Source organism: Streptomyces sp. NBC_01481 (assembly GCF_026339995.1).
Taxonomy (GTDB): domain Bacteria; phylum Actinomycetota; class Actinomycetes; order Streptomycetales; family Streptomycetaceae; genus Streptomyces.
In genome coordinates, this window is the sequence record NZ_JAPEPT010000004.1 from 286,607 (window position 1) to 311,318 (window position 24,712).

Below are 24,712 nucleotides of genomic sequence, written 5' to 3' on the forward strand. Positions count from 1 at the left end.
TTCGGCGCGCTCCGCGCGGCACCTCACTTCCCGGGCGGCACCGAGCTCTCGATATGCGTGAGTTGGGCCGCGAGGCTGCTCAGCCACTGCTCCAGGTCGATCAGCATCGGCAGGGGAGCGAAGGCCCGCACCCCGGGCGGCGGGTGGTACGCCACGGGGGCGGGCGGCCCTGGCTCCCGGTTCTCGTCGGCGCAGAGCGCGGCGATCCGGTCCGTCGCCCGGGCGAGCTGTTCGGCGGTCGTACGAGCCCAAGCGGCGGCGTCCGGGGGAATACCGGTCGGCGGCAGGTCGAAGCGGGGCAGCCAGTGGGCGCCGAGCAGCACATGGTTCGCCGTGATCAGCGCGGCGTGCCAGTCCATGGGATCGGCCGACGCATCGCCCGGTTCGCTCCGGAGCTGGAAGTACGCGGCCTCGGCGAGGCGGAGGCGGTGGACGACGGGGAAGGTGGGTGGTGCGGGCGCTGTTCCCGGCGGGGTGGCGAGCTGCACCCGCACCGTCCCGGTGATCAGCGGGCCGCAGGACTGCAGCAGGTCGGACACGGTTCTTCGTACCTCGCGCCGGGCCCCGGCCGGCCAGGCGAGGAGCCCGCACAGCAGACCGATCGCGCTGCCCGTGACCACGTCCAGGATCCTTTCCTCGGCCAACTGCCAGGAGGCGGGGGCGATCTGGGCGAACGCGGCCGACACCACCAGCGTGAACAGGGCCTGGGCCCAGGCGATCCCGAAGAGCGGGCCGAGAGCGAAGGCGGCCAGCATGGCGGGCGCCAGCACCGCCGCGTACGCATCGGTGTGACGTCCGACGACGAGCAGAAGCGTGCCCGCGGCGACCGCGCCGACGAGCGTGCCGATCAGCGCGGAACGCACGGCCGTCCAGGTGGCCCCGGCGGTCGTACGGCCAAGAGTGAGCACGGCGAGCAGCACCCAGAAGCCGTGGGACAGGTCCAGCGATCCGGCGATCAGGCGGGCGGCGCCCAGCCCGAGCGCGGTCCGGATGGCGTTCTGGAACAGGACCGAACGAAGCGTCATATGGCCGGCGAGGCGGCGCCACCACAGGTACGGGGTGCGAGCGTCGGCGTACCAGAAGAGGGCGTGCGGCTGGATCGGCGCAGTGCGTCTGCCGTCCAGCCCGACGCGTACGGCGGTCTGCAGGATCCGCGCCGATTCGGCCGTGCCCAGTACCTCGGCCTGGCGGCGCAGTGCGGGGACCGGCGGCGCGGTCCCCGGTGGCCGGGCAGCCCGTGCGACGCGCAGCGCTTGGAAGCGCTGTATCGCCGTGTCCAGGGCGGGGGCCGCCGACCGCGGGGGCGGGCGGCCGGTGCGCAGGGCCTCTGCGGTGGAGGAGCAGTGCGCTGCGACGCGGGCGAGCATGTCGGCCGACGCGGCATCCGCCTCCGCGTCGCGGCCGGCCGACGGGGTCGCGCCCAGCTGCGCCAGTTGGTCGAGGAGTCTGCGTGCCGCGGATCCGGCCTGGGCAAGGGCGCGGGCCGAGCGCCCGGCCCCGGCGGGCCGTTCGGCGGGTGGAAGACGGGAGAGCCGCAGCCGCCGGCCGGTCGCCCGCAAGCGGTCCGCAGAGTCGCCGCTCTCGCCGGCCGCTGCCGCGGCCGCCGCGCGACCGGCTGTCGCGACGGCCTCCGTCAGGCTCTCCCGGTAGGAGACGGCCGGCGCCGCGGGCAGCAGGAAGACCTCGCACGCCGCGAGCAGCAGCACGCCCAGCGTGAGGCCGGCCAGCCGCGATCCCAGGGTGTCCGGCGCGTAGGGCGGAAAGCAGGCCAGGATGTAGAAGAGCTGGAGCCCGGGTGCCGCTCCGGCCGGTCGGGGTCCCGCGACCGCCGCGAAGCCGACCACCAGCATCCCGAGAACCGCCGCCCAGGTGTCGACGGCCAGCACCGTGCCCAGAGTGACGAGCACCAGGCCGACCGGCAGTGCGCGCAGCATCACCGCCGCCCGCTGCCGCCCGGAGCCGGGGATGGGGGACAGCATCCCGAGTGCCACCGGTCCGAACAGGGCGTACAGCGCCGGCACCGGCTGATCCGCCCCGTACACGAAGGGGTAGAACCCGGCGCACGAGGCCGTGGTCACCCGGACCGCCCGGTGCACGATCGCCGTACGGTCCGCCTTCCGCGTGACAGCGCGGTGGCGCCGCGAGTCCGCCTCGGCGGGGCGTGCCCGGCTCACGGCCGGATCTCACGGTTGCCGGGGCCCATGTCCGCGGGCTGGCGGGGCGCGTGCACGGACAGCGGCGGCACCTTGCCGTGGACGACGAGCCGGTGGCGACTGCGGAACAGCGCGACCGTGACCAGGACAGAGGCCCCTGTTCGCGCGGCCGATGACGACTCTGCGCGCATGGGCACGTTCCTCTCGGGCGACGCCGCCGCAGCGTCGCGGGTCGTTCGGGCATGCGCCCTTGATCCCTCGGGCCATTGTCGGCTCGGGGCCGCGGGTCCGCAGCCCGGGCCGGTGCCGGTGCCGGTGCTGTGCGGCGGATGATCGGCCGGATCGCGGGAGAGCGCCGGCCGGGGCCACCATGGCAGTGAGTGCACGGACCGGTCCCGTGGCGCCGCGGGGCGCCGGACCCCTGCGGAACGTGGGAGGTCGTATGTCTGCCGAGCGTGCTGCCCCGCTGATCTGGGACACGATCGAGCGCTACTTCGCACTGCTCCAGGCCCATGTCCCGGCGGAGCGGATGCGGGACGAAATCCTCACCGACGACTTCCGTACGGGCTTCGTCAACGGGCTGATCTGGCAGGGCGATGAAGGGCTGCGGGACTTTCTGGAGGCCCGCGCGGAGTTCTTCGACGAATCCCACGTCGTGGAGCAGCTGTCCCGGCCCGAGCGGCTGCCCAGCGGCCGCTGGCGCGCCCATACCCGGCTGGAGTTCTTCCTGCGGCAGCGGCTCGAAGGATCGCCGGTGAGCGAGACGTTCACCGGAAAGGCCTTCCATGTCTGGGAGTTCGCCCCGATGCCCACGCTCGTCGATCCACCCGGTGAGGAGCTACCGGGTGACGAGCCGTCGGACGGCGGCTGGCGGGTCGCGGCGCAGCTGGTCGAAGGCTTCGCCGCCCTCGACGAGAACGCCCGACGGCTCTTCGCGCAGCCCTCCGCGGGACTGAACCTCGACGAACCCTGAGAGCGGGAGGCCGACCACCGTGCACCTGCTGCTGCCGGTCCTCTTCGCCCTCTGCGCGGCACTCAGCAACGCGGTCGCCACCGTGCTCCAGCGCAAGGCGGCCCTCACCGTGCCTCGCTCCGAGGGCCTGCGCGCGGGGCTGATGCTCGATCTGCTCAAGCGTCCCGTCTGGCTGGCCGGAATCCTTGCCGTCATCGCGGCCGCCGTCTGCCAGGCGCTGGCGCTGGTGACCGGGCCACTGACGATCGTTCAGCCGCTGTTCGTCCTGGAGCTGCCGCTCACCCTGATTGTCGCCTCGCTGCTGATGCGGCGGCACCTTCCGCGCGTCGGCTGGGTGGCGGTGGCCGGTGTGGTGGCGGGTCTGGCTGTCGCCCTCGCCGCGGCGTCCCCCACGGGCAACCGCACCCACGTGGCGCTGGATCGCTGGGTCCCCGCGCTCGCGGCGTGCGTGGGACTGGTCGTCGTCCTCGCCCTGGCGGCACTGAAACGCCCCGAGGGCCGGGCACGTGCCGCCTGCTTCGGCGCGGCGACCGCCATCAGCTACGCGCTGACCGCGGCTCTCATGAAGGCGGCGATGCACATCCTGGACGACGAGGGGATCGTGGCGTTCTTCACCGCATGGCAGACCTACGCCTTCGCGGCGGTCGGCGGGGGAGCGCTCTTCCTGCTGGAGAACGCGATGCAGTCGGGCCCCCTGGTCGCCTCCCAGCCCGCACTGACCCTCGGCGACGCGACGGTGAGCCTGGCCCTCGGTATCACTCTGTACGAGGAACATGTCCGCTCCGGCTGGTGGCTGCTCCCGCAACTGTTCGGCGTCGTCATGATCGCCACGGGTGTGTTCGCGCTCGCCCGGATCCCGCTGACCCGGTCGGTGGTGTCCCCCGACGAGCCGCAGCGAGTCGGAGACGCGCCGTGAGCGCCCGCACATCAATGCGTACGGGAGTGCCCACCCGGTTGTGCCCGTCGCGGGCAAGGCGGATTCTGGAGGCAATGAACCGGGCTGGTGTGGCGCTGTGACCGCATGGGGTGCGGCGCAGAGTGCCGATTTCCGTGGTCCGCTCGATGTCGCCAGGGCTGCCACGGTGGTTCTTGATGCGCAGGACACGGTCATCGGATGGAGCCGCACGGCCGAGGAACTCTTCGGATACGCGCAGGACGAGATCATCGGAAAGCCCCTGGACACCTTCCTGCCGCCCCGGCAGTCCTCCGGGCTCACTGCGGCCGACGAGCCGGGTTCGGCCCTGGGTGCCCCGCTGAGCGGCGGCGAGATCCGCGTCGCCCAGCACAGTGACGGCCGCTCGCTGCTCGTGGCCACGGCGGTGAGTTCCCTGCCCGGCAGCGGCACGGCGGCCCATGTCCTCGTCGCGACGGCACTGGAGAGTCTGCGGCTGTGGGAGTCCCGGCTGGCGCTGCTGCACGGGCTGGCCACCCAGTCGCCCGTCGGCCTGGGCATCTATGACACCGACCTGCGGCTGACATGGTGCAACGCCGCCTACGAGCGGGAGATCGGGCTGCCGTTCGCCGAGTTCCGCGGTCTGCGGGCCGACGAGCTGTACTCCGAGGGAAGCTTCTTGACCGAGAGCTACCCGAACACCCTCGACGCGGTCATGAACCACGTGCTCGACACCGGTGAGCCGATCCTCGACCTGCACTTCCGCGGCCACCCGCCCAGCGATCCAGACGTCGAGCACCTTTGGTCGTGCTCCTACTACCGGCTGCAGGACGCGGACGGGCATGTCTTCGGGGTCTGCGAGGACGCGTTCGACATCACCGATCGCTACGAGGCGCAGAAGCGGCTGGCCCTTCTCGTCGAGGCCGGCCGTGGAATCGGCACCGTCCTCGACGTGATGGTGACCGCGGAGGAGATCGCCGAGGTGGCAGTCCCGGAATTCGCCGACGCAGTGACGGTCGACCTCGTCGAGGAAGTGGTGGAGGGCGAAGTGCTGGGCGCCGGTGGCCCGGCTGGGGGCGTTCTCGTACGGGTCGCTTCGCGATCGGCCACGGCGACCGGGATGAGCGAGCCGGACGAGTCGGAGAAACCGAATCCGCCTTCCCCTGTCGACTACCCGCCGGGTTCCCCGCAGCTGCGCAGCCTCTCCTCGGGCGGGCTCGTGCTCGCGGACGACACCTTGGTCGTTCCGTTGCGAGCCGGCGGCAGCCCGCTGGGACTGGTCACTTTCCGGCGCGCACCGTCGGTCACCTTCGACAACGGCGAGATAGCTCTCGCCGACGAACTGGCAGCCCGTACAGCGGTGTCCATCGACAACGCGCGACGCTACTCCCGTGAACGGGCGGCCTCACTCGCCCTCCAGCGCCAACTGCTGCCGCGCCACCTGCCGCAGCAGACAGCGGTCGACCTGGCCTACCGCTATCTGCCCACCGACGATGTGACTGGGGTGGGCGGCGACTGGTTCGACGTCATCGCACTGTCCGGAACCCGGGTCGGGCTCGTCGTGGGCGATGTGGTCGGCCATGGCCTGCAGGCGGCGGCGACCATGGGCCGACTGCGCACGACCGTACGCGCGCTCGCCCAACTGGACTTGTCCCCCGACGAGTTGCTCACCCGGCTCGACGATCTGGTGGGCCAGTCGGCAGAGGATCTGATGGACGCGGTGGGTCCGCCCGTCGAGCCGCGCGAGGACGACGCCACCGGGGCGACCTGTCTCTACGCCGTTTACGATCCGGTCTCGCGCCGCTGCACCATGGCCCGGGCGGGGCATCTGCCACCGGCGGTCGTGGACCCCGAGGGCCGCCTGTCCTTTCCTGACCTTCCGGCCGGTCCGCCGCTGGGGCTCGGCGGTCTGCCGTTCGAGTCGAAGGAGCTCGAGCTGCCGGTGGGCAGTCTCATCGCCATGTTCACCGACGGCCTGGTCGAAACCCGCGGCCGCGACATCGATCAGGGCCTGAACATCCTGGGGCGGGTGCTCGGCGACCGCGGCAGGTCGCTGGAAGAGCTGTGCGACCGCGCTCTGTCGGAACTCCTGCCGTACGGCACGACCGCCGACGACACGGCACTGCTGCTCGTACGCACCCGGGAACTCGACCCCGGACACGTGGCCCACTGGGAACTGCCCGCCGAACCGGTCGCGGTGGGCCACGCCAGGGAACTGGCTACCGGTCAGCTGCGCGAATGGGACCTGGAAGAGCTGACGTTCTCGACCGAACTCGTCGTGAGCGAGCTGGTCACCAACGCCGTCAGGCACGCCGCTGGGCCGTTGCAACTGCGCCTCATCCGCGACCGCACGCTCCTGTGCGAGGTCGCGGACGCCGGCCACACCTCGCCACATCTGCGCCACAGCGAGGAGGAGGACGAGGGCGGGCGTGGCCTGTTCATCGTCGCGCAGCTGGTTCACCGATGGGGCACCCGGTACACCGAGTCCGGGAAGACGATCTGGACGGAACAGGTCTTCCCCTCGGCGGAATGACGGTCCGCGACGGCGGCCCGGACGTCCCGCGCGGCGCGCTGAGCTGTTACGCCGGGCCGGACCCTAGCACGGATCAGTCCAGGGTGCGCGGCCCGTAGAGGGCGGCAGCGGCCCCGGTGGCCAGGGCCCAGTAGCGGTCGCCGAAAGACCAGTGCCACCATTCCGTGGGGTAGTTGACCAGGCCCGCACCCGTCAGTGCGCCGCCAAGGATGTCCCGGTTGGCACGGGCGTCGTCCGGGATGTTGGCGGCATGCGTATAGCAGGCGCCGTCGCTCTCCTCGGGGCTCGCGTTCATCCGGGTCCCCAGGTCCAGTTCACGGCCGTCGGCATGCGCAAGCGTCAGGTCGACGGCCGCACCGGCGCTGTGCGGGGCGATCTCGGGCGGGGACACATAGCGGCTCGCCGCGGAGTGGACCTGGCCATCGGACCAGTCGGGACGGTCGGCTCGTAGCTCGTCCGCGTACTGCTCGAAGTACCGGCGCTGCAGCGAAGGCGGCCGGTAGCCCTCGACGAACAGCAGCCGCAGACCGGGCGGAAGCAGTGTCTGAGCCGTGAGCAGACGATCGTAGACGCCCTCCCGCAGCCGGGCGAAGGCGCCCGAGGGATCCTCCTTCCTGGCATCGACCAGCAGGGAACCGCCATGGCGGACGTCCACGAGGCGCTCCCCGCACTCCTGGACAGGCAGGGCCACGATCTTCGGGTCCGACATCAAGATGATCTCGCTCATGACCTGCACCTTAGGATGACGGCCGTGACTGTGTTCGACGATGCGGAGCGCCGGACCTGGGCCGGGCGGGCCGAGGCGTACGCGGCCAGTTTCGCGGGGCTCTGCGCCTACCCGGTGCCCATGCTGCTCGACGCCGCGGAAGTCCGGGCGGGTACCCGCGTGCTGGACATCGGGACCGGCACCGGAACCGTCGCCAGAGCCGCGGCCGGGCGCGGAGCGAAGGTAACGGCCGTGGACGCCGAGCCCGGCATGGTCGCTCTGGCCGCGCGGGTCGCACCGGGCGCGAATGTACGAGTCGCCGTACTGCCCGATCTCCCCTTCGCCGACGGCGAGTTCGACGCCGTCGTGGGCAACTTCGTGCTCAACCACGTGGGACAGCCACACGTGGCCCTGACCGAACTGCGCCGGGTGACCCGACCGGGAGGGCGTGTCGCGCTGACGATCTGGACCGCCCCCACCGCCGCCGGACAGGCTTTGTTCGGACGCGCTCTTCAGGCGGCGGGGGTCTCCCGGCCGGCCCATCTGCCTGTTCTGGCCCCGGAGGACAACTTTGAGCGGACGGCCGGTGGGCTGGCCGGGCTGCTCGGCGCCGCGGGCTTCGCGGACGCTGCCTGTCGGACACTCGCCTGGAACCACCGGGCAACCGCCGAGGAGTGGTGGAGCGGACCGGCCGCTGGGGTGGCGTCGATCGGGCAGGTCGTGGTGAGTCAGACCGCCGAGGTGGTGGCGGAGATCAAGCGGCACTACGACTCGATCAGTGCCGAGTTCGCCGGACCGGGCGGTGTGCTGGCTCTGCCCCAACTCGCCTTGCTGGGTTACGGACAAGTCTGATCCACGATGCCACCGGCGGCCGGAGGTCAGTCGGTCCCCGCGCCCGCCAGTTCGGCGACCACCGCGGCTTGACCCGACGGCTATACCCCGTCGACCGGGTGTGAGGGCAGCGCTGTCGACCTATGTCACCGCGTCCGACCAGCCGTAAGGCGGCCCTGCGCGCCCTGTCCCCGGACCCGCGCCCACTGCCTCCAGGTCCCGGTCCGCCGCACGCATCAGCTTCCCGGCGATGTCCCGCATGGCCCGGCTCGCCGCGAGTTCGTCGCCGATCGCCGGCACGTCCACGTCCTGGGGATTGCAGTGGGCCACCCCATGGCCGGTGAGCGTCGTGGTGCCCGTGTCCAGCACCGCGCGGGCCTTCGTCTTGCCGTCCTCCTCGGACAGATAGACGCTGACCTTCCACTCCAGTGTCCGATGAGTCATCGCGCACCTCCTCGCCCGCGGCCGCGGAGCCGCCGCGACGCAGTCCTGCCTTCAGGATCCACCCACCTGTTCCCGGTCGCGCGCCGCCCCCTGGCCATACGGGGGATCTCCGTCCACGACACGCCGCATCGCGGCTGGCAACGGCAGGTGAGGGGCTACCTTCGCCCGACGAAGGCGCTGCGCGGGGTGACTAGGCACCCGGTGACCGCCGGGTCCGGGAGGTGAATGGTGGGGCGCACGAACGGACAGGCCCGTCCGGTACGGGTGCGCGGCAAGGCATCGCCGCGAACCGCCGGCCGTCGTGCCGGGCAACGGCTGCGGTGCCTCGTCGCGCTGTCGCTGCTGGCCGGGCTGCTGACGTCCTGCGGCTCAGAGGAATCCGGCGGCCCGGTCAGCCTGAACTGGTACAACTTCCCTGACGACTCGGGCGCCCTGGCCAGTGCGGCGAGCAACTGCAGCCGCGACTCGGGCGGGCGCTACACCATCTCGTACCAAAAGCTCCCGCGCGCCGCGGACGGCCAGCGTCAGCAGCTCGTCCGTCGGCTAGCCGCCGAGGACAGCGCCATGGACATCCTGGGCCTCGATGTCACCTGGGCCGCGGAGTTCGCGGAGGCCAAGTGGATCCTGCCGTGGACGGGCGCCAATCGCCGCAGGGCCACAGTGGACACCCTCGAAGTGCCGCTGCAGACGGCGACGTGGAAGGGCAGGCTGTACGCCGTCCCGTACAACACCAACACCCAGTTGCTGTGGTACCGAGAGGATCTGGTGCCCAAGCCGCCCACGACCTGGGCGGAGATGCTGGCCATGGCCCGCGTCCTCGCCAGGCAGGGCAAGCCCCACTTCGTGGAGATCCAAGGCGCCCAGTACGAGGGACTGACGGTCTGGTTCAACACGCTCGTGGAGAGCGCGGGCGGCTCGATCCTCAACCGGACGGCCACCGCACCCTCGCTCGGCCCGCCCGCGGTCCGGGCGGCCACGATCATGCACGACCTGGCGACCTCGCCCGCCGCCGACCCCTCCCTGTCCAACCAGATGGAGGACCAGAACCGGCTGGCCATGGAGTCGGGAACCGCGGCCTTCGAGCTGAACTACCCGTTCGTCTATCCCTCGATGAAGTCGAACAACCCCGAGCTGTTCAAGAGTTTCCGCTGGGCGCCGTACCCGGGAGTCGAACCCGGCCGGCCGGCGAAACCGACCATCGGCGGTATCGACCTCGCCATCGGCGCCTATTCGAAGCACCCCGACCTCGCGTTCGAAGCCGCCCTGTGCCTGCGCAATCGTCAGAACCAGATGACCGCGGCGATCGAAGGCGGACTTCCGCCCACCCTGCGCTCGCTCTACTCCGACAAGGCGTTGATCAAGAGCTACCCGTTCGCCGCCGACGTGCTCTCGGCCCTTGAGAACGCGAGCACCCGCCCCCAGACCCCCGCCTACCAGAACGTGTCCATCGCGATCTCGCACACGCTCTCCCCGCCCTCGGCGATCAATCCCCGAAGCGATGTCGATGAAATCGGCAACCAGATCGAGGACGCCCTCGAGTCCAAGGGGCTGATCCCGTGAACACCCCGACCTCCGCTACGGCGACGGCCCCGGCCCCCGGCACCACCGAGGCACTGTCCGAGGGCGCACGGCAGGAACGACGGCTGGGCTGGCTGCTGTGCGCGCCCGCGGTCGTCGTCATGCTCGCCGTCACGGCCTACCCCATCGGCTACGCCATCTATCTGTCCCTGCAGCGCTACGACCTGCGCTTCCCCAACCAGGCGAAGTGGGTGGGCCTGAGCAACTACGGGGCCGTGCTCTCCTCCGACTTCTGGTGGGAGGCGTTCTGGGTCACTCTGTTCATCACCGCCGTGTCGGTGGCCGTGGAACTCGTCCTCGGCTTCGCGCTGGCCCTGGTCATGCACCGTGCCATCTTCGGCAGAGGGACGGTGCGTACCGCGATCCTGGTCCCGTACGGCATCGTCACCGTCGTCGCCGCCTACTCCTGGCAGTACGCATGGACTCCTGACACCGGCTATCTCGCCGCGCTGCTTCCGTCGGGTGAAGCCCCGCTGACCGAGCAGTGGCCGGCCATCGGGATCATCATCCTCGCCGAGGTCTGGAAGACCACCCCCTTCATGGCCCTGCTCCTGCTGGCCGGACTCGCCCTGGTGCCAGAGGAGACGCTGCGCGCCGCCATGGTCGACGGTGCGTCCTCCTGGCAGCGTTTTATTCTGGTTACGGTGCCGTTGATGAAGCCGGCCATCCTGGTCGCCCTGTTGTTCCGCACCCTGGACGCCTTCCGGATCTTCGACAACATCTACATCCTGACCTCGGGTGCTCACGGCACAGGATCGGTGTCGATTCTCGGCTACGACAACCTGTTCACGTCACTCAACCTCGGCATCGGATCGGCAATCTCCGTGCTCATCTTCATCTGCGTCGGCCTGATCGCCTTCGGCTTCATCAAACTCTTCGGGGCTGCCGCCCCCGGTTCAGAGGAGGCGGGCCGCTGATGGCCAGTGCAGGCAAGAGGCACATCACCGGCTGGGCCATCACCAACATCGTGGTGATCGCCTACGCACTGTTCCCGGTCTGGTGGATCGCGGCTCTGTCGTTCAAGGACCCCAGCACCCTCACCGACGGCAACTTCGTCCCCGACAAGTGGACGTGGGAGAACTACCGCGGCATCTTCGACACCTCGGAGTTCACCCGTGCCCTGATCAACTCGATCGGTATCGCCCTGATCTCCACGGTGATCGCCGTGGTGCTCGGCACCATGGCCGCCTATGCCGTGGCGAGGCTTCGCTTCCCCGGCAAGAAGCTGCTGATCGGTATGTCCCTGTTGATCGCGATGTTCCCGCCGATCTCCCTGGTGTCCCCACTGTTCAACATCGAGCGCATCATCGGGATCTTCGATACCTGGCCGGGGCTGATCATCCCGTACATGACCTTCTCCCTGCCGCTCGCGATCTACACCCTCTCGGCGTTCTTCCGGGAGATCCCCTGGGATCTGGAGAAGGCGGCCAAGGTCGACGGGGCAACTGCAGCCCAGGCCTTCCGGCTGGTGATCGCACCCCTGGCAGCGCCGGGCGTGTTCACCACCGCGATCCTCGTCTTCATCTTCTGCTGGAACGACTTCCTGTTCGCCATCTCCCTGACCTCGACGACCGCGGCCCGCACCGTGCCGGCGGCGCTCGCCTTCTTCACCGGGAGCAGCGCGTTCCAGCAGCCCACCGGTTCGATCGCCGCCGCCGCGGTGGTGATCACCATTCCGATCATCGTCTTCGTGCTGCTGTTCCAGCGGCGCATCGTCGCCGGACTGACGTCCGGGGCCGTCAAGGGCTGACCGGCAGCAGCCGACCGTCAGGACAAGGAGCAGCGACCGTGGCCGAGATTGTTCTCGAGGGCATCACCAAGAGGTTTCCCGACGGCGCCCTGGCCGTTCAGGACGTCAACCTCACCGTGGCAGACGGGGAGTTCGTCATCCTGGTCGGCCCCTCCGGTTGCGGCAAGTCCACGACCCTCAACATGATCGCCGGGCTGGAGGACATCACCGACGGCACCCTGCGTATCGACGACCAGGTGGTCAACGACAAGGCGCCCAAGGACCGCGACATCGCGATGGTCTTCCAGAGTTACGCCCTCTATCCGCACATGACCGTGCGCGAGAATATGGGGTTCGCCCTGCGCCTGGCCAAGGCCGACAAGGCCACCATCAAGAGCAAGGTGGAGGAGGCCGCCCAGATCCTCGACCTGACGGAACATCTGGACCGTAAACCGGCGAACCTCTCGGGTGGCCAGCGGCAGCGTGTCGCCATGGGCCGCGCCATCGTCCGCAGTCCCAAGGCGTTCCTGATGGACGAGCCGCTGTCCAACCTCGACGCGAAGCTCCGGGTGCAGATGCGCACCCAGATCGCGCGTCTCCAGAAGCGACTGGCCACCACCACCGTCTACGTCACCCACGACCAGACCGAGGCCATGACCCTCGGGGACCGCGTGGTCGTCATGCGCAGCGGCATCGTCCAGCAGGTGGGCACCCCGCAGCACCTCTACGACGCCCCGCGCAACCTGTTCGTCGCCGGGTTCATCGGCTCACCCGCCATGAACTTCATCCACGCCACGCTGGAGGAGAACAGGCTGCAGACCGCCCTCGGTGACTTTCCGGTGAACGACGAAATCCGTCGCAGCCTGGAGCGGCAGAACGCCCCGCGCGACCTCATCGTCGGGCTGCGGCCCGAAGCGTTCGAGGACTCCTCGCTGGTGGATCCGGACCGGGAAGGGACGCGGTTCAGCGCCAGCGTCGACGTGATCGAGTCCGTGGGCTCGGATGTCTACGCGTACTTCAGCGAGGAGGGCTGGGAGGCGACCATGACCTCGGAACTCGAGGAGCTGGCAGCCGACTCCGGCCAGAAGGACACCGGAGCCGCAGCCAACAAGATCGTCACGCGGCTCGACGCGTCCACGCGCATTACCGAGGGAGGCGGCCGGGCCGAACTGTGGGTGGACACCTCACGCATGCATGTCTTCGACCCGCGCACCGGTGTCAACCTCACCCACCCGGAGAACAGCGGCTGAGCCTTTCGCAATTGCCAGCGTGTCATGGCACGCCTGGCAGCGGACGGGTGGGGAACATTTGAGGACCACAGTCGCCATGGGGCTGCGGTCGGCACGTCAAGGACATGCCGTGGCAAGCGAACAAGGAATGTGACCAATGGCAACTGGCACGGTGAAGTGGTTCAACGCGGACAAGGGCTTCGGCTTTATCCAGCAGGACGACGGCGGCCCGGATGTATTCGTCCACTTCTCCGCCATCCAGGCCACCGGCTTCAAGGAGCTGGTTGAGGGAAACAAGGTCGAGTACGAGGTCACGCAGGGCCCCAAGGGCCCCCAGGCGGAGAACGTCGTCCCGCTGGCCTAGGACCCCCACACGAGTGAGACACGCTCTGCCCACCGGTGACCCCGAGGGCAGAGCGTGTCTGCTTCAGCGACCAAGGGATCAGTGCATGAACAGCTCAGATTTGCTGGCCGATGCGTTCGAGCGCATCCGGGAAGCAGTACATGGTGCCGTCGAGGGGCTTTCGCCGGACGACCTCAATGCCCGGCTGGACCCCGACGCGAACTCGATCGCCTGGCTCGTGTGGCATCTTTCACGCATCCAGGACGACCACGTGTCCGACGCGGCCGCGGTGGAGCAGGTGTGGTTCTCACAGAAGTGGGCGGACCGTTTCGAGCTGCCCTTCGCCAGGGGAGCGACCGGCTTCGGCCACACCAGCAAGCAGGTCGCCGCGGTACGGGTCGAGTCCGCCGAGCTGCTGCTCGGCTACTTCGACGCCGTCCACGAGCAGACCGTGCGATTCGTCGGCGGCCTCGACGACGCGGCACTCGACAGCGTGGTGGACGAGTCCTGGTCCCCGCCGGTCACCCTGGGCGTCCGTCTGGTCAGCGTCATCGCCGACGATCTGCAGCACGCGGGCCAGGCGGCTTTCGTGCGGGGCTCTCTGGAACGCCGGTAGCCGGAACAATGAGGACTGCGGTGCCGCCGGGTCCCGGACCCGGCGGCACCTGTGGAGCATGTGTGGCAGCTGCTACGGCAGCTTCGCGAAGGGGGAGAGGAAGGCGCGGGCCCCGGGGGTGTCCAGGCGGTACGCGACGTTCGTGGCGTAGCACGGCGTGTCGCCCGTGATCGTGGTGGCGACCAGGGTGATCTTCCCGCCCAGCGTGGCGAAGTTGGGGCCGCCGGAGTCGCCGTAGCACGCGCCGCCGTTGCCCTGCGGCGCGGTCATCGCGAGGCGTACCCAGGCGGTGTTGAGCGCGTCGAAGGTGACCGGGGCCTTCATCCGCACACCGCCGCCGGGATGGGTCTGGCCGCCGGGGCCTCGCTGGGCCTCCTGCGTCCCGTAACCGGCCACGAAGAACGAGGTGTCATTGAGCCCCTGCGGACCCAGCGCACCCAGTGCCCCGGCCTTGGGAAGCGTGGCCGGGGTGAACGTCCAGCGCGACTTGACCTGAGCGGCGGGCAGTTCGATCACCGAGATGTCATGCGTGTCCGAGGCAGGGCCCGGGTATGCGGGGTGGCTGTGGGCCGTGCCCTGGACGGCGACGGCCTTCGCCACGGCCGCCGGGTCGCCGGGGTGCGCGGCGGAGGCTTTGTCGAGTGCGCCCTGTACGTCCTGGTCGAGGGAGACGTAGAACTTCACGTTCGCCGGCCAGTCGGTGGTGCAGTGCGCGGCGGTCAGGAAGGTGTCCGCGTCGATCATGGTGCCCGAGCAGACCCAGTCGACCCGGTCGGGGGTCGCGGGGTTGTCGTCGTTGTCCCAGGTGGCGACGAGCGCACCGACTTCGGTGCGCTCCGGCGCGGGCATCGCGTTGTACGAGTTGATCGCTGAGGACGGCAGAGCGGCGCCGAACACCAGGGCGCAGGCCGCGGCGCTGACGGTACTCAGGCGTACTGGAACGGCAGTCAAGAGAAGCCCTTCGGTATGAGGGAACTGGGGTTCTCCTGTGGGGGTGAGCGACAGTGAAGCGCGCGGGTGGCCGGTGCGGCAAGAGTGCCGGGAATCCTTGGCTGTTGTTTGACGGATCTCCTGTTGCGTACGGGGTGTCGCAGCAAGGTTTGCGCTGACCGGTCCGGCCCCCCCGGGGGCTGCGGACGAGCGCCGGGTTCTGGTGAGGGCCGGGGCGCCCGTAATCCGCAAGGCATTACGGGACGGGGGAGGCCGCCTTCTCCAGCGGTTCCGGTTCGGGCGCCCGGCGCAGCGCCTGACGGGCCGACCACACGACGGACACCAGCGGTACGGCCACCACCGCGCCAAGGATCCCGGCCGCGATGGCGCCGCCGATGACCGTGAGCGCGACCACCACCGGGTGCAGCCGAACCGCCCAGCTCATCACGATGGGGTGCAGGAGATGGCCCTCGATCTGCCCGATGATCACGATGAGCGCGATGACCAGCCCCGCGATGAGCGGACCTTTCGCTGCCAGGGCCACCACGGCGGCGACGGCCAGGGCGATGGGCGAGCCGATGAGCGGAATGAAGGCGGCGAAGAACTCCAGCAGAGCCAGCGGGAGCGCGAGCGGCACGCCGAGGATGAACAGGGCCACCCCGACCAGGACGGCATTGGTCGCGGCCACCAGCACGATTCCGTGCGTGTAGCCGGTGAAGGTCCGCCAGGCCGCACGGCCCGCGACCGACACCCGTTCCCGGGCGGCCACCGGAAGCTGCTCGCAGAACCAGCCCCACTGCCGGTCGCCGGAGTGAATGAAGAAGACCGAGCAGAACAGGGCCAGCGCGAGCACCGTCAGCACCTCGACCAGCCTGTGCGCGCCGCTCATCGCCGTACTGATGAGGGTGGAGCGGTGGCTCGAAAGGAACTGCCCGATCCGGGACTGGAGGTCGGTGAGTGCGTCAGGGTTGAGCCGGAACGGCGGCTTCTCAAGCCAGCGCTCGATTCTTCCGATGCCTGCCTCGAACTCCCGTTGCAGTCCGGCCCGCTCTCCCGCCACCGACTCGCCGATCAGGGCCAGCACCCCGAGGACGATGACGATGCTGCCGAGCAGGGACACCGCGACGGCGAGCGGTCGCGGCATCACGCGCCCCAGCAGGTCGGCGACCGGCCGCAGCATCGCGGTGACGACCAAGCCGAGAAAGACCGCCACGGCAATCTCGTGGAACCGGCCCAGCACCGAGAAGACGGCATACACGAGGGCACCCACCACGAGGACCCGCCAGGCGTACGAGGCTGCCGTCTGCAGTGCGGGATGCACCGGCAGCCGGTCGCCGGGCCGGGAGCGGGACAGCGGCCCCCCGCCCGGGTTCCCGGCCGCCGGGCGGCTGATGCCGTGCAGGGCTTGACGCGTCGCAGTGCGGATCCGGCGCCGGCGCCCTACGGAGGGCCGGCCGGGGTCCGGGTTGCTGGACTGCGGATCCGATGGCCACATCCACAAGCACGTACCACCGGGGGCGCCCCGTGCCACGCCACCGGCGCGATATTCGCCCGAAGGCACCCCGATCCAGGGCACCGGATCCCTGCCCGGCACAGAGCGTGGCGCCCGGTTCCAATTCCCGGTGGGGCAGGGCCCTGCCGGGTGGCGCCCGAACACGAGATATCTTGATGTCGAGCAATGTTGCAGACGTGGAGTGGAGTATCCGGTGACTGACTCGACCATCATCTATACGCACACTGACGAGGCCCCCGCCCTGGCGACCTATTCGTTCCTGCCTGTGGTCGAGGCGTACGCCGCGACGGCCGGTGTCAGGGTGGAGAGCCGTGACATCTCCCTGGCCGGCCGGATCATCGCTAGCTTCCCCGAGCGTCTGGAGGAGGGACAGCGGATCGAGGACGCCCTCCACGAACTGGGCGAGCTCGCCAAGACTCCGGGCGCGAACATCATCAAGCTGCCGAACATCTCGGCTTCGATTCCGCAGCTGAAGGCTGCGATCGCCGAGCTGCAGCAGCAGGGCTACGCGCTGCCGGACTACCCGGACGACCCGAAGACCGACGAGGACAAGGACGTCCGCGCGCGGTACGACAAGGTCAAGGGCAGTGCCGTGAACCCGGTGCTGCGCGAGGGCAACTCCGACCGCCGTGCCCCGGCGTCGGTGAAGAACTACGCCAAGACCCACCCGCACCGGATGGGCGCCTGGACCGCCGACTCGAAGACGAACGTCGCGACCATGGGCGCCGGTGACTTCCGCTCGACCGAGAAGTCCGCGGTCATCGCCGACGCCGGCTCGCTGCGTATCGAGCTCGCCGGTGACGACGGCAGCACCACCGTCCTGCGCGACTCGGTGCCGGTCCTCGCGGGCGAGGTCGTGGACGCGTCCGTCATGCGCGTCGCCGAGCTGCGCGAGTTCCTCACCGAGCAGATCGCCCGCGCCAAGGCCGAGGGCGTGCTGTTCTCCGTGCACCTGAAGGCCACGATGATGAAGGTCTCCGACCCGATCGTCTTCGGCCACGTGCTGCGCGCCTTCTTCCCGAAGACGTTCGCCGAGTACGGCGAGACGCTGGCCGCTGCCGGTCTCAGCCCGAACGACGGACTCGGCGCCATCTACCAGGGCCTGGAGTCGCTGCCCGAGGGTGCGAAGATCAAGGAGTCCTTCGAGGCCGAGCTCGCCGCCGGTCCCGAGCTGGCGATGGTCGACTCCGACCGCGGCATCACCAACCTGCACGTGCCGAGCGATGTCATCGTCGACGCCTCCATGCCGGCCATGATCCGCACCTCCGGTCACATGTGGGGCCCGGACGGTCAGGAGGCCGACACCCTCGCGGTCCTTCCCGACAGCAGCTACTCCGGCGTGTACCAGGTCGTCATCGACGACTGCCGCGCGAACGGCGCCTTCGACCCGTCGACGATGGGTTCCGTACCCAACGTCGGTCTGATGGCGCAGAAGGCCGAGGAGTACGGCAGCCACGACAAGACCTTCGAGATCCCCGCCACGGGCACGGTGCGGGTCGTCGACGGCAGTGGCACTGTCGTCCTGGAGCAGACGGTGGGCGCCGGCGACATCTTCCGCATGTGCCAGGCCAAGGACCTGCCGATCCAGGACTGGGTCAAGCTCGCCGTCACCCGCGCCCGCGCGACCGGCGCCCCGGCTGTGTTCTGGCTCGACGAGAGCCGCGCGCACGACGCTCAGCTGATCAAGAAGGTCAAGGCCTACCTCGCCGACCACGACACCGACGGTCTGCAGATCGAGATCATGTCTCCCGTGGAGGCGACCGCGTTCTCGCTCGAGCGCATCCGCCGCGGCGAGAACGCCATCTCGGTCACCGGCAACGTGCTGCGTGACTACCTGACCGACCTGTTCCCGATCCTGGAGCTCGGCACGAGCGCCAAGATGCTGTCGGTCGTCCCGCTGATGAACGGTGGCGGTCTGTTCGAGACGGGTGCCGGCGGCTCGGCGCCCAAGCACGTCCAGCAGCTGGTCAAGGAGAACTACCTGCGCTGGGACAGCCTGGGCGAGTTCTTCGCCCTCGCGGCCAGCTTCGAGCACCTCGCGCAGACGACGGGCAACGCGCGCGCCCAGGTGCTCGCCGACACCCTCGACCGGGCGACGGCCACGTTCCTCAACGAGGACAAGTCGCCGACCCGCCGCGTGGGGGGCATCGACAACCGTGGCAGCCACATTTACCTGGCCACGTACTGGGCCCAGGAGCTGGCCAGGCAGACCGACGACGCGCAGCTCGCGGGGGCGTTCACGGCTCTCGCCAAGACGCTCACCGAGCAGGAGCAGACGATCGTCGACGAGCTCCTCGCGGTGCAGGGTTCCCCGGCCGACATCGGCGGCTACTACCAGCCCGACGCTGCCAAGGCCGCGGCGGTCATGCGTCCGTCGGCGACCTTCAACCAGGCCATCGCGACGCTCGGCTGACGCGAAGGCGGCGGCACGGACGCCGTCCGTCCGCACCTGTTCCGCCCCGGTCGGCACTCATGCCGACCGGGGCGGCTTCGTTGTCCGGGCCGTGGAGCCGAGCTGGGCGGATGCGCTGTCCAGCAGCATGTCCAGGGCCGTGGGATACGCGCTGTGGTTCATGCGGGCGACGAGCAGGTGCGCCGTGGCCGCGATGTGGGGATGCGTCGTCGCGGGCAGCCGGGCATAGGTGGCCCGCCAGACCTCCTCGTCCGCCTCGCGCGCCGCGGCAGGCAGCGCGAGTGAGGCCGCGTCCAGCGCGGCGAAGGCCAGGGTCTGGTCGATGAACGCCTGATAGATCCGGACGGCGTCGGCGTCCGTGAAGCCCGCCGTACGCAGCACCCCGAGGATCGTCTCGTCGGCGGCGACCTCGTGCGCCCTGCCGGACACCCGACTCGCGGTGAGGACGGCCGCCTGGGGGTGCCCGAGGTACGCGGCGTGGATGCGCAGCCCCAGTTCCCGCAGGTCGGCCCGCCAGTCACCGGTGCTCTTCCAGCCCGCCACGGCCCGCCCGACGAGCACGTCCCCGATGGCGAGCGTCAGGTCGTCGATGCCGCTGAAGTACCGGTACAGGGTGCTCGGGTCCGCGCCCAGGGCGGTGCCGAGGCGGCGCACGGTCAGGCCCGCGCTCCCGTGCTCCCGCAGCATGCGCAGGGCGGTCTCAATGATCAGCTGCTCGGAGAGCACCGCCCCGTTCTTGGTGGGACGACGGCGTCGCCGGGCCTCTTCCGGCACGACGGGCTTGGCCACGGCGCACTCCTTCCACGGTGACCGTGCGGACCCCGGCGAGCTTATGCCAACACCATTGACGTGAAAAGGGGCGCGAGCGTTGGATCGATGACAACGGGCGCCGCGACCGGAGCAGCGTCCTGCCCGTTATGACCACTGAATCTGCTATGCCCGCTGTGCCTTGGAAACGGAGTTCTGTCATGCGTGTTCTGCTCGTGGGAGCCGGCGGCGTCGGTACCGCCATCACCCGGATCGCGGCCCGCCGATCCTTCTTCGACCACATGGTCGTCGCCGACTACGACCTCTCCCGCGCCCAGGCCGCCGTCGCGGCTCTGGAGCCGGACGGCCGCTTCCGCGCCGTACGGATCGACGCGAGCGACGAGGGGGCCGTCACCGCTCTGCTGAAGGAGCAGCGATGCGACGTGCTGCTCAACGCGACCGACCCACGCTTCGTGATGCCGCTGTTCCAGGCGGCCCTGGCCGCCGGGGCGCACTACCTGGACATGGCGATGTCGCTGTCCCGCCCGCACCCGGAGCGTCCGTACGAGCAGTGCGGAGTCAAGCTCGGCGACGCCCAGTTCGAGCGGGCCGGGGACTGGGAGCAGGCTGGATCGCTCGCCCTCGTCGGCATCGGCGTCGAACCCGGCCTGTCCGACGTCTTCGCGCGGCACGCCGCCGACGAACTCTTCGACGAGATAGAGGAGATCGGCATCCGCGACGGGGCGAACCTCACGGTCGACGGATACGACTTCGCGCCCTCGTTCAGCATCTGGACCACCATCGAGGAATGCCTCAACGCACCCGTCGTCTACGAGGCGGGCCGCGGCTGGTTCACCACCCCGCCCTTCAGCGAGCCCGAGATCTTCGACTTCCCCGAAGGGATCGGACCCGTCGAGTGCGTCAACGTCGAGCACGAGGAGGTGCTGCTGGTGCCGCGCTGGGTGGACGCGGGACGCGTGACCTTCAAGTACGGCCTCGGAGAGGAGTTCATCCGTACGCTGCAGACGCTGCATCTGCTGGGTCTGGACCGCACCGATCCGGTGCCGGTGGCCGCGGCGGACGGGTCGGGTACGGTCCTCGTCTCCCCGCGCGACGTGGTCGCCGCCTGCCTGCCCGACCCGGCAACCCTCGGGGAGCGCATGCACGGCAAGACCTGCGCGGGCACCTGGGTGAAGGGAACCAAGGACGGCCGACCGCGCGAGGTCTACCTGTACCACGTGGTCGACAACCAGTGGTCGATGCGTGAATACGGCTGCCAGGCCGTCGTATGGCAGACCGCGATCAACCCGGTCGTCGCCCTGGAACTGATCGCCGCGGGCACCTGGACCGGCAGCGGTGTCCTCGGCCCCGAGGCGCTCCCCGCCCGGCCCTTCCTGGACCTGCTGACCGAGTACGGCTCGCCGTGGGGCATGCGGGAGCAGTGAGAGCGCCCGCCGACGTTCTTCAGGCCCGCGCCACCGCCCCGCCGGAGCCGTACTCCTGACCCGAATCAAAGAATCTCGGTTCGTACTGAGCAGAACAGTCCCCGTCTCCGTATCCCTGTGCGTCGTGCTGTGCCCTCCGCCCGAGCGGGCGAGGGCACGGTCCGGCTCGGCCGAGGGCACGACGTCCCGGCGCGACGACCACAGAGGGGCGGACCAGTGAGGTACAGGCAGAGACACAAGCGGTCCAGATGGATCGGCATCACTGTTGCCGGAGTGGCGGCTCTGGCCGTCGGGGGCGGGGCGATGCTGATGACCGACAACAACGCCTCGGCCGCGCGTGACTCCTGGGGCGGGCAGGCCGCACAGGCACCGATGACCATCAACTGCCCTGACGTCGCAGTCCGTTTGTCGAACGTTCCGGAGCAGGCACGGCCGGCCGTGGACAATCAACTGGCGCAGCTGGACACTCAGGTCGCGGATGCCTACGAGCAACTCGCCGCGGCCGGCACGCAAACCGACCGGAGCTGGGTGCGCACGCGCGTGCTGGAGCCGCTCTCGTCCCAGCGCCGCGGCACCCTGGACCGTATCGCCACCGAGATCGAGCGCGTCTCGAACCGGCCTGCTGGTCTGGAATCGATGGCCTCCTGCACCGTCAAGAAGGACGACGTGGCCCCCGCTGCCGCACCCGCGTCCGGCTCCGCGGCTCCGAACGCCCCCGCTCCGAGCGCTTCCGCCCCTGCCAGCGGCGACAAGGCGCAGACCGGCCCCCGCAGGTCGGACTTCGTGGACATCCGCAGAGTGCGACCGAATGTCGCGGCGCCGCGCCTCCAGGCCAACGCCTCGCGCGGCACGTTCAAGTCCCGCTGCGGGCGCAACGAGAACAAGCACTTCAACCCCGACAACGTGATCGTGGCCCCCGGCGTGAGCAACGGTGCCCACCACATGCACGACTACGTCGGCAATCTCGAGACCGACGCCTTCGCCACCAACGACGACCTCGCCGCCGCCGGGACGACCTGCACGAACGGCGACCGCTCCACTCACTACTGGCCGGTCCTGCGACTGCGCAACGGAAAAGTCGAGAGCGACGCGAGCCTCCCCGGCGGAGGCCAGGACGGCAACGTCGGACGCATTCTCCAGCCCGCTTCCGTACAACTCACCTTCCGCGGCAGCCCCGTCAGCAAGGTGACGGCGATGCCCACGTTCCTGCGCATCATCACCGGCGACGCCAAGGCGTTCACCAACGGAACGGCCAACGCCAACGCGTCCTGGAGCTGCACCGGCTTCGAGAACCGGCAGCTGAAGGAGAAGTACCCGATCTGTCCGCAGGGCAGCAATGTGGTGCGTACCTTCAACTTCCAGAGTTGCTGGGACGGCAGCAACACCGACAGCGCGAACCACCGCACGCATGTGGCCTTCGCCCGCCCCAACGGCACGTGTCCCAAGGGATTCAGGGCCATACCCCAGCTGGTCCAGCGGATCACCTACAAGATCGCGCCCGGCTCGGTCTTCGCCGTCGACAGCTTCCCCGAGCAGTTGCACAAGCCCGGCACAGACCACGGTGACTTCATCAACGTGATGTCCTCGTCGCTGATGAAGAAGGCGGTGAGCTGCGTCAACAGCGGCCGCAGGTGCGGCTGACGCCCGGCGGACCCGGCACGGCGAAGCGCGTCGCTGCCGGGTCCACGGCAGGCCTTCGGCCGTAAGCCCGGCGGCTTCAGAGTCCGCCGGGCGGGAGGGGCAGTCGCGGGTCCGTGATGCCGCCCGGAGAGGCGAAGTGGCCGACGTCCCAGCCCGCGCGCCGGGCACCGCCCTGGTACGCGCTCTCGTAGAAGGCGAGGACGGTGGCACGAGGATCGCTCTCGGCGCGTGCCGCGTCGTAGGGCAGCACGGCCAGGTGGGTCTCGTAGCGCGGTGACCAGTACGCCGACGCGGGTTCGAGGGGCTCCTCAGTCAGTCCCGCGGGCTCGGGCGCCGTGTAGGAGTAGAACGCCGGCTCGGGAAACAACTCGTCACCGAACCAGAATCCGAAGCTGATCAACTCCCGCGAGTACGCCTCTCGCGTCACCGGATCGACTTCCGGCGGCTGGTCGGTGTGCCGCCCCGAGAACCGGGTGTGGGCGATGTCGAGCGAATGCCAGAAATGGTGGACGGGGCTGGCCTTTCCCGCGAAGCCGGAAGCGAATTCCTCCAGTACGACGGCCACCTGGCTGAGGAGCCGCCAGTAGCCGTTGGCCAGTACGGGATCGTAGGCCGCGTGCTCGGTGTCCTCGGCGAACGGCCGGCCTGCATCGGGCAGCCCGTAGGGCTTGGGAAGGCTGATTCTCACCCCGAGGCCCAGGGCGGCCAGAGCATCGAGCGTGTTGTCGTGGAAGGACGCGACGGACTGGCCCGCGAGCGGGAACGACCTTGCTCTGCCGTCCAGCGTTGACACGACGAGTCGGTGGTCGACGAAGTCGAAGTCGACCGTGAAGACCGAGGTGCCGTCGACGTCTCTCATCGGACGTGTCGTGATGCCGCGACCGGTGAGATGGAAGGGAACGTTCCACCAGTGGTTGCGCCGGGAACTCGCGGCGAGGCGGATCTTGCCGACGATCTGCTCGAATCGATGCAGCGTCTCTTTGGTGTCCTGCCACTCGCTGAGCGGCATCGGCGGGAACAGCTCCATCGCGGCACCTTTCCTGCCCGGCGCGCCTGCTGGCCAGGCCCTTCCATGATGACCACGCCTGACACGTACGGCATCCTGCCGCACCGCGAGGCGCGACCTTAGGGGCGCTCGAAGAGCTGCAGTACGCCGCCGACCGAGAAACACGCGGCGCCGGTGATGGTCCCCCATTTGGCGACGGCGGCGTTGATCACATCCCCGGTGGTCGGGTTGGTGAAGTCGGCCAGCGCCGCGACCAGGAACAGCGCCGAGCCGAGCTGGTTGACGGCGACGATCCACCAGCCGAGGTTCCGTACGCGCAGCCGGGGAGGGCCGTGGCTGACCTCGACGAGGGCAAGGTGCCCGGAGATGAGGAACAGCAGGCATCCGATGAGGTCCGGCGTCCAGATCAGCCGGTTCACCTGCTGGGAGGACAGCCCCTTGAAGAAGGAGTCCAGAAGGTTGACCCCGAACACCAGCGTGCCCGCGAACAGGACGAACGTACTCAGCCAGTCGATCTGCAGGGGCTCGTAACTCCACCACCGCCACCGATGCGTGACCAGGGTGCCCCCCTCGCTGCGGCGCCTCGGGGCGTTGACCGTCTGCAGCAGGGAGGCGTACGCGCCGGCGGTGAAGAACAGGCCCCCGACGAGGTAGACCGTGGCGCTCAGCGTCGGATCGCCGGACCCGAACTGGGCGAGTGCGGCGCCGAGGACGAACAGCGCTCCACCGATCGTGAATGACACCGCGGCCACCGCGTTGAGGGCGCGAAGCCGGTGGAGGGCTTCCTCGTCGGCGTACTGCGTGACGGCCTCGGCTCCCTCGGGCCGGACCGTGAGCGTCCCGCGTTTGCGGGCCGCGCGTGATTCCCAGACCGCGGTGCCGCCCCCGGCGAAGCGCCAGGTGAGGCGCGTGGTGAACGGTCCAGCGCCCTCGGCGCGCTCTTCGCTGTGACTCACGTGCCGAGCCTACGAGCGAGTGCACGCCGGAACG

Annotated in this window: 22 protein-coding genes; 13 read left to right on the top strand and 9 right to left on the bottom strand. The window is 69.7% G+C overall.

The window, feature by feature from the left end; all coding sequences use genetic code 11:
* Positions 1-23: 23 nt before the first annotated feature.
* Together OOK40_RS23050 and OOK40_RS23055 are read right to left on the bottom strand one after the other, a co-directional pair.
* Entirely contained in the window at positions 24-2,078 is a 2,055-nt protein-coding gene (locus tag OOK40_RS23050) for an FUSC family protein (protein ID WP_266486530.1), read from the bottom strand.
* Between the two features lie 92 nt (positions 2,079-2,170).
* A complete protein-coding gene (locus tag OOK40_RS23055) occupies positions 2,171-2,344 on the bottom strand; it encodes a hypothetical protein (protein WP_266485150.1) in 174 nt (57 codons plus the stop codon).
* A 251-nt stretch (positions 2,345-2,595) separates the two neighbouring features.
* On the opposite strand from OOK40_RS23055, the gene OOK40_RS23060 reads away from it, so the two are divergent.
* From OOK40_RS23060 to OOK40_RS23070, 3 genes are all read left to right on the top strand, one after another.
* Entirely contained in the window at positions 2,596-3,126 is a 531-nt protein-coding gene (locus tag OOK40_RS23060; protein ID WP_266485156.1) for a hypothetical protein, read from the top strand.
* Positions 3,127-3,145: 19 nt separating this feature from the next.
* Positions 3,146-4,042 carry a DMT family transporter gene (locus tag OOK40_RS23065; protein WP_266485162.1) on the top strand — a complete coding sequence of 299 codons (897 nt, stop codon included), beginning with the start codon at positions 3,146-3,148 and terminating at the stop codon, positions 4,040-4,042.
* A 97-nt stretch (positions 4,043-4,139) separates the two neighbouring features.
* Complete coding sequence (locus tag OOK40_RS23070; RefSeq protein WP_266485165.1) at positions 4,140-6,551, top strand: SpoIIE family protein phosphatase; 2,412 nt, start codon at positions 4,140-4,142, stop codon at positions 6,549-6,551.
* Positions 6,552-6,624: 73 nt separating this feature from the next.
* On the opposite strand, the gene OOK40_RS23075 is transcribed toward OOK40_RS23070, so the two are convergent.
* Entirely contained in the window at positions 6,625-7,278 is a 654-nt protein-coding gene (locus OOK40_RS23075; protein ID WP_266485168.1) for a M15 family metallopeptidase, read from the bottom strand.
* A gap of 24 nt (positions 7,279-7,302) precedes the next feature.
* On the opposite strand from OOK40_RS23075, the gene OOK40_RS23080 reads away from it, so the two are divergent.
* Positions 7,303-8,109, top strand: coding sequence for a class I SAM-dependent methyltransferase (locus OOK40_RS23080; protein WP_266485170.1), 807 nt, complete (start codon positions 7,303-7,305; stop codon positions 8,107-8,109).
* A 120-nt stretch (positions 8,110-8,229) separates the two neighbouring features.
* On the opposite strand, the gene OOK40_RS23085 is transcribed toward OOK40_RS23080, so the two are convergent.
* Positions 8,230-8,532 carry a dsRBD fold-containing protein gene (locus tag OOK40_RS23085; RefSeq protein ID WP_266485173.1) on the bottom strand — a complete coding sequence of 101 codons (303 nt, stop codon included), beginning with the start codon at positions 8,530-8,532 and terminating at the stop codon, positions 8,230-8,232.
* 228 nt (positions 8,533-8,760) lie between these two features.
* Between OOK40_RS23085 and OOK40_RS23090 the strand changes: the two genes are divergently transcribed.
* From OOK40_RS23090 to OOK40_RS23115, 6 genes are all read left to right on the top strand, one after another.
* Complete coding sequence (locus tag OOK40_RS23090; protein WP_266485176.1) at positions 8,761-10,092, top strand: ABC transporter substrate-binding protein; 1,332 nt, start codon at positions 8,761-8,763, stop codon at positions 10,090-10,092.
* Positions 10,089-11,027 (top strand): sugar ABC transporter permease, encoded by a 939-nt coding sequence (locus OOK40_RS23095; RefSeq protein WP_323136096.1) that lies wholly within the window; start codon positions 10,089-10,091, stop codon positions 11,025-11,027. Before OOK40_RS23090 ends, OOK40_RS23095 begins: the two co-directional genes overlap by 4 nt.
* A complete protein-coding gene (locus OOK40_RS23100; RefSeq protein WP_266485179.1) occupies positions 11,027-11,860 on the top strand; it encodes a carbohydrate ABC transporter permease in 834 nt (277 codons plus the stop codon). The genes OOK40_RS23095 and OOK40_RS23100 overlap by 1 nt, the downstream gene beginning before the upstream one ends.
* A gap of 38 nt (positions 11,861-11,898) precedes the next feature.
* The gene (locus OOK40_RS23105; RefSeq protein ID WP_266485181.1) at positions 11,899-13,089 is read left to right on the top strand and encodes an ABC transporter ATP-binding protein; all 1,191 of its coding nucleotides are present in this window, start codon (positions 11,899-11,901) and stop codon (positions 13,087-13,089) included.
* A 136-nt stretch (positions 13,090-13,225) separates the two neighbouring features.
* Positions 13,226-13,432 carry a cold-shock protein gene (locus OOK40_RS23110; RefSeq protein WP_266485183.1) on the top strand — a complete coding sequence of 69 codons (207 nt, stop codon included), beginning with the start codon at positions 13,226-13,228 and terminating at the stop codon, positions 13,430-13,432.
* An 85-nt stretch (positions 13,433-13,517) separates the two neighbouring features.
* Entirely contained in the window at positions 13,518-14,027 is a 510-nt protein-coding gene (locus OOK40_RS23115; protein ID WP_266485185.1) for a DUF664 domain-containing protein, read from the top strand.
* A gap of 72 nt (positions 14,028-14,099) precedes the next feature.
* On the opposite strand, the gene OOK40_RS23120 is transcribed toward OOK40_RS23115, so the two are convergent.
* Both OOK40_RS23120 and OOK40_RS23125 read right to left on the bottom strand, forming a co-directional pair.
* Entirely contained in the window at positions 14,100-14,978 is an 879-nt protein-coding gene (locus OOK40_RS23120) for a trypsin-like serine protease (RefSeq protein WP_266485187.1), read from the bottom strand.
* Positions 14,979-15,213: 235 nt separating this feature from the next.
* A complete protein-coding gene (locus OOK40_RS23125) occupies positions 15,214-16,452 on the bottom strand; it encodes an AI-2E family transporter (RefSeq protein ID WP_266485189.1) in 1,239 nt (412 codons plus the stop codon).
* A 211-nt stretch (positions 16,453-16,663) separates the two neighbouring features.
* Here OOK40_RS23125 and OOK40_RS23130 point away from each other — a divergent pair, with 211 nt between their 5' ends.
* A complete protein-coding gene (locus OOK40_RS23130; protein ID WP_266485191.1) occupies positions 16,664-18,883 on the top strand; it encodes an NADP-dependent isocitrate dehydrogenase in 2,220 nt (739 codons plus the stop codon).
* 57 nt (positions 18,884-18,940) lie between these two features.
* Here OOK40_RS23130 and OOK40_RS23135 read toward each other — a convergent pair whose 3' ends face one another.
* Complete coding sequence (locus OOK40_RS23135) at positions 18,941-19,672, bottom strand: TetR/AcrR family transcriptional regulator (RefSeq protein WP_266485193.1); 732 nt, start codon at positions 19,670-19,672, stop codon at positions 18,941-18,943.
* Between the two features lie 179 nt (positions 19,673-19,851).
* On the opposite strand from OOK40_RS23135, the gene OOK40_RS23140 reads away from it, so the two are divergent.
* Positions 19,852-21,075 (top strand): saccharopine dehydrogenase family protein, encoded by a 1,224-nt coding sequence (locus tag OOK40_RS23140; RefSeq protein WP_266485195.1) that lies wholly within the window; start codon positions 19,852-19,854, stop codon positions 21,073-21,075.
* Between the two features lie 273 nt (positions 21,076-21,348).
* Positions 21,349-22,716, top strand: a complete 1,368-nt coding sequence (locus OOK40_RS23145; RefSeq protein ID WP_323136097.1) for a DUF1996 domain-containing protein — start codon at positions 21,349-21,351, stop codon at positions 22,714-22,716.
* Between the two features lie 76 nt (positions 22,717-22,792).
* Here OOK40_RS23145 and OOK40_RS23150 read toward each other — a convergent pair whose 3' ends face one another.
* Together OOK40_RS23150 and OOK40_RS23155 are read right to left on the bottom strand one after the other, a co-directional pair.
* Positions 22,793-23,743 (bottom strand): DUF5996 family protein, encoded by a 951-nt coding sequence (locus OOK40_RS23150; RefSeq protein WP_266485197.1) that lies wholly within the window; start codon positions 23,741-23,743, stop codon positions 22,793-22,795.
* A gap of 98 nt (positions 23,744-23,841) precedes the next feature.
* Entirely contained in the window at positions 23,842-24,678 is an 837-nt protein-coding gene (locus tag OOK40_RS23155; RefSeq protein ID WP_266485200.1) for a hypothetical protein, read from the bottom strand.
* Positions 24,679-24,712 lie beyond the last annotated feature (34 nt).

Bases quoted from the DNA above. Each gene is read 5' to 3' on its own strand.
- OOK40_RS23110 (WP_266485183.1), top strand. From the start codon at position 13,226: ATGGCAACTGGCACGGTGAAGTGGTTCAACGCGGACAAGGGCTTCGGC.
- OOK40_RS23115 (WP_266485185.1), top strand. From the start codon at position 13,518: ATGAACAGCTCAGATTTGCTGGCCGATGCGTTCGAGCGCATCCGGGAA.
- OOK40_RS23060 (WP_266485156.1), top strand. From the start codon at position 2,596: ATGTCTGCCGAGCGTGCTGCCCCGCTGATCTGGGACACGATCGAGCGC.
- OOK40_RS23085 (WP_266485173.1), bottom strand. From the start codon at position 8,532: ATGACTCATCGGACACTGGAGTGGAAGGTCAGCGTCTATCTGTCCGAG.
- OOK40_RS23100 (WP_266485179.1), top strand. From the start codon at position 11,027: ATGGCCAGTGCAGGCAAGAGGCACATCACCGGCTGGGCCATCACCAAC.
- OOK40_RS23150 (WP_266485197.1), bottom strand. From the start codon at position 23,743: ATGGAGCTGTTCCCGCCGATGCCGCTCAGCGAGTGGCAGGACACCAAA.
- OOK40_RS23055 (WP_266485150.1), bottom strand. From the start codon at position 2,344: ATGCGCGCAGAGTCGTCATCGGCCGCGCGAACAGGGGCCTCTGTCCTG.
- OOK40_RS23125 (WP_266485189.1), bottom strand. From the start codon at position 16,452: ATGTGGCCATCGGATCCGCAGTCCAGCAACCCGGACCCCGGCCGGCCC.
- OOK40_RS23140 (WP_266485195.1), top strand. From the start codon at position 19,852: ATGCGTGTTCTGCTCGTGGGAGCCGGCGGCGTCGGTACCGCCATCACC.
- OOK40_RS23075 (WP_266485168.1), bottom strand. From the start codon at position 7,278: ATGAGCGAGATCATCTTGATGTCGGACCCGAAGATCGTGGCCCTGCCT.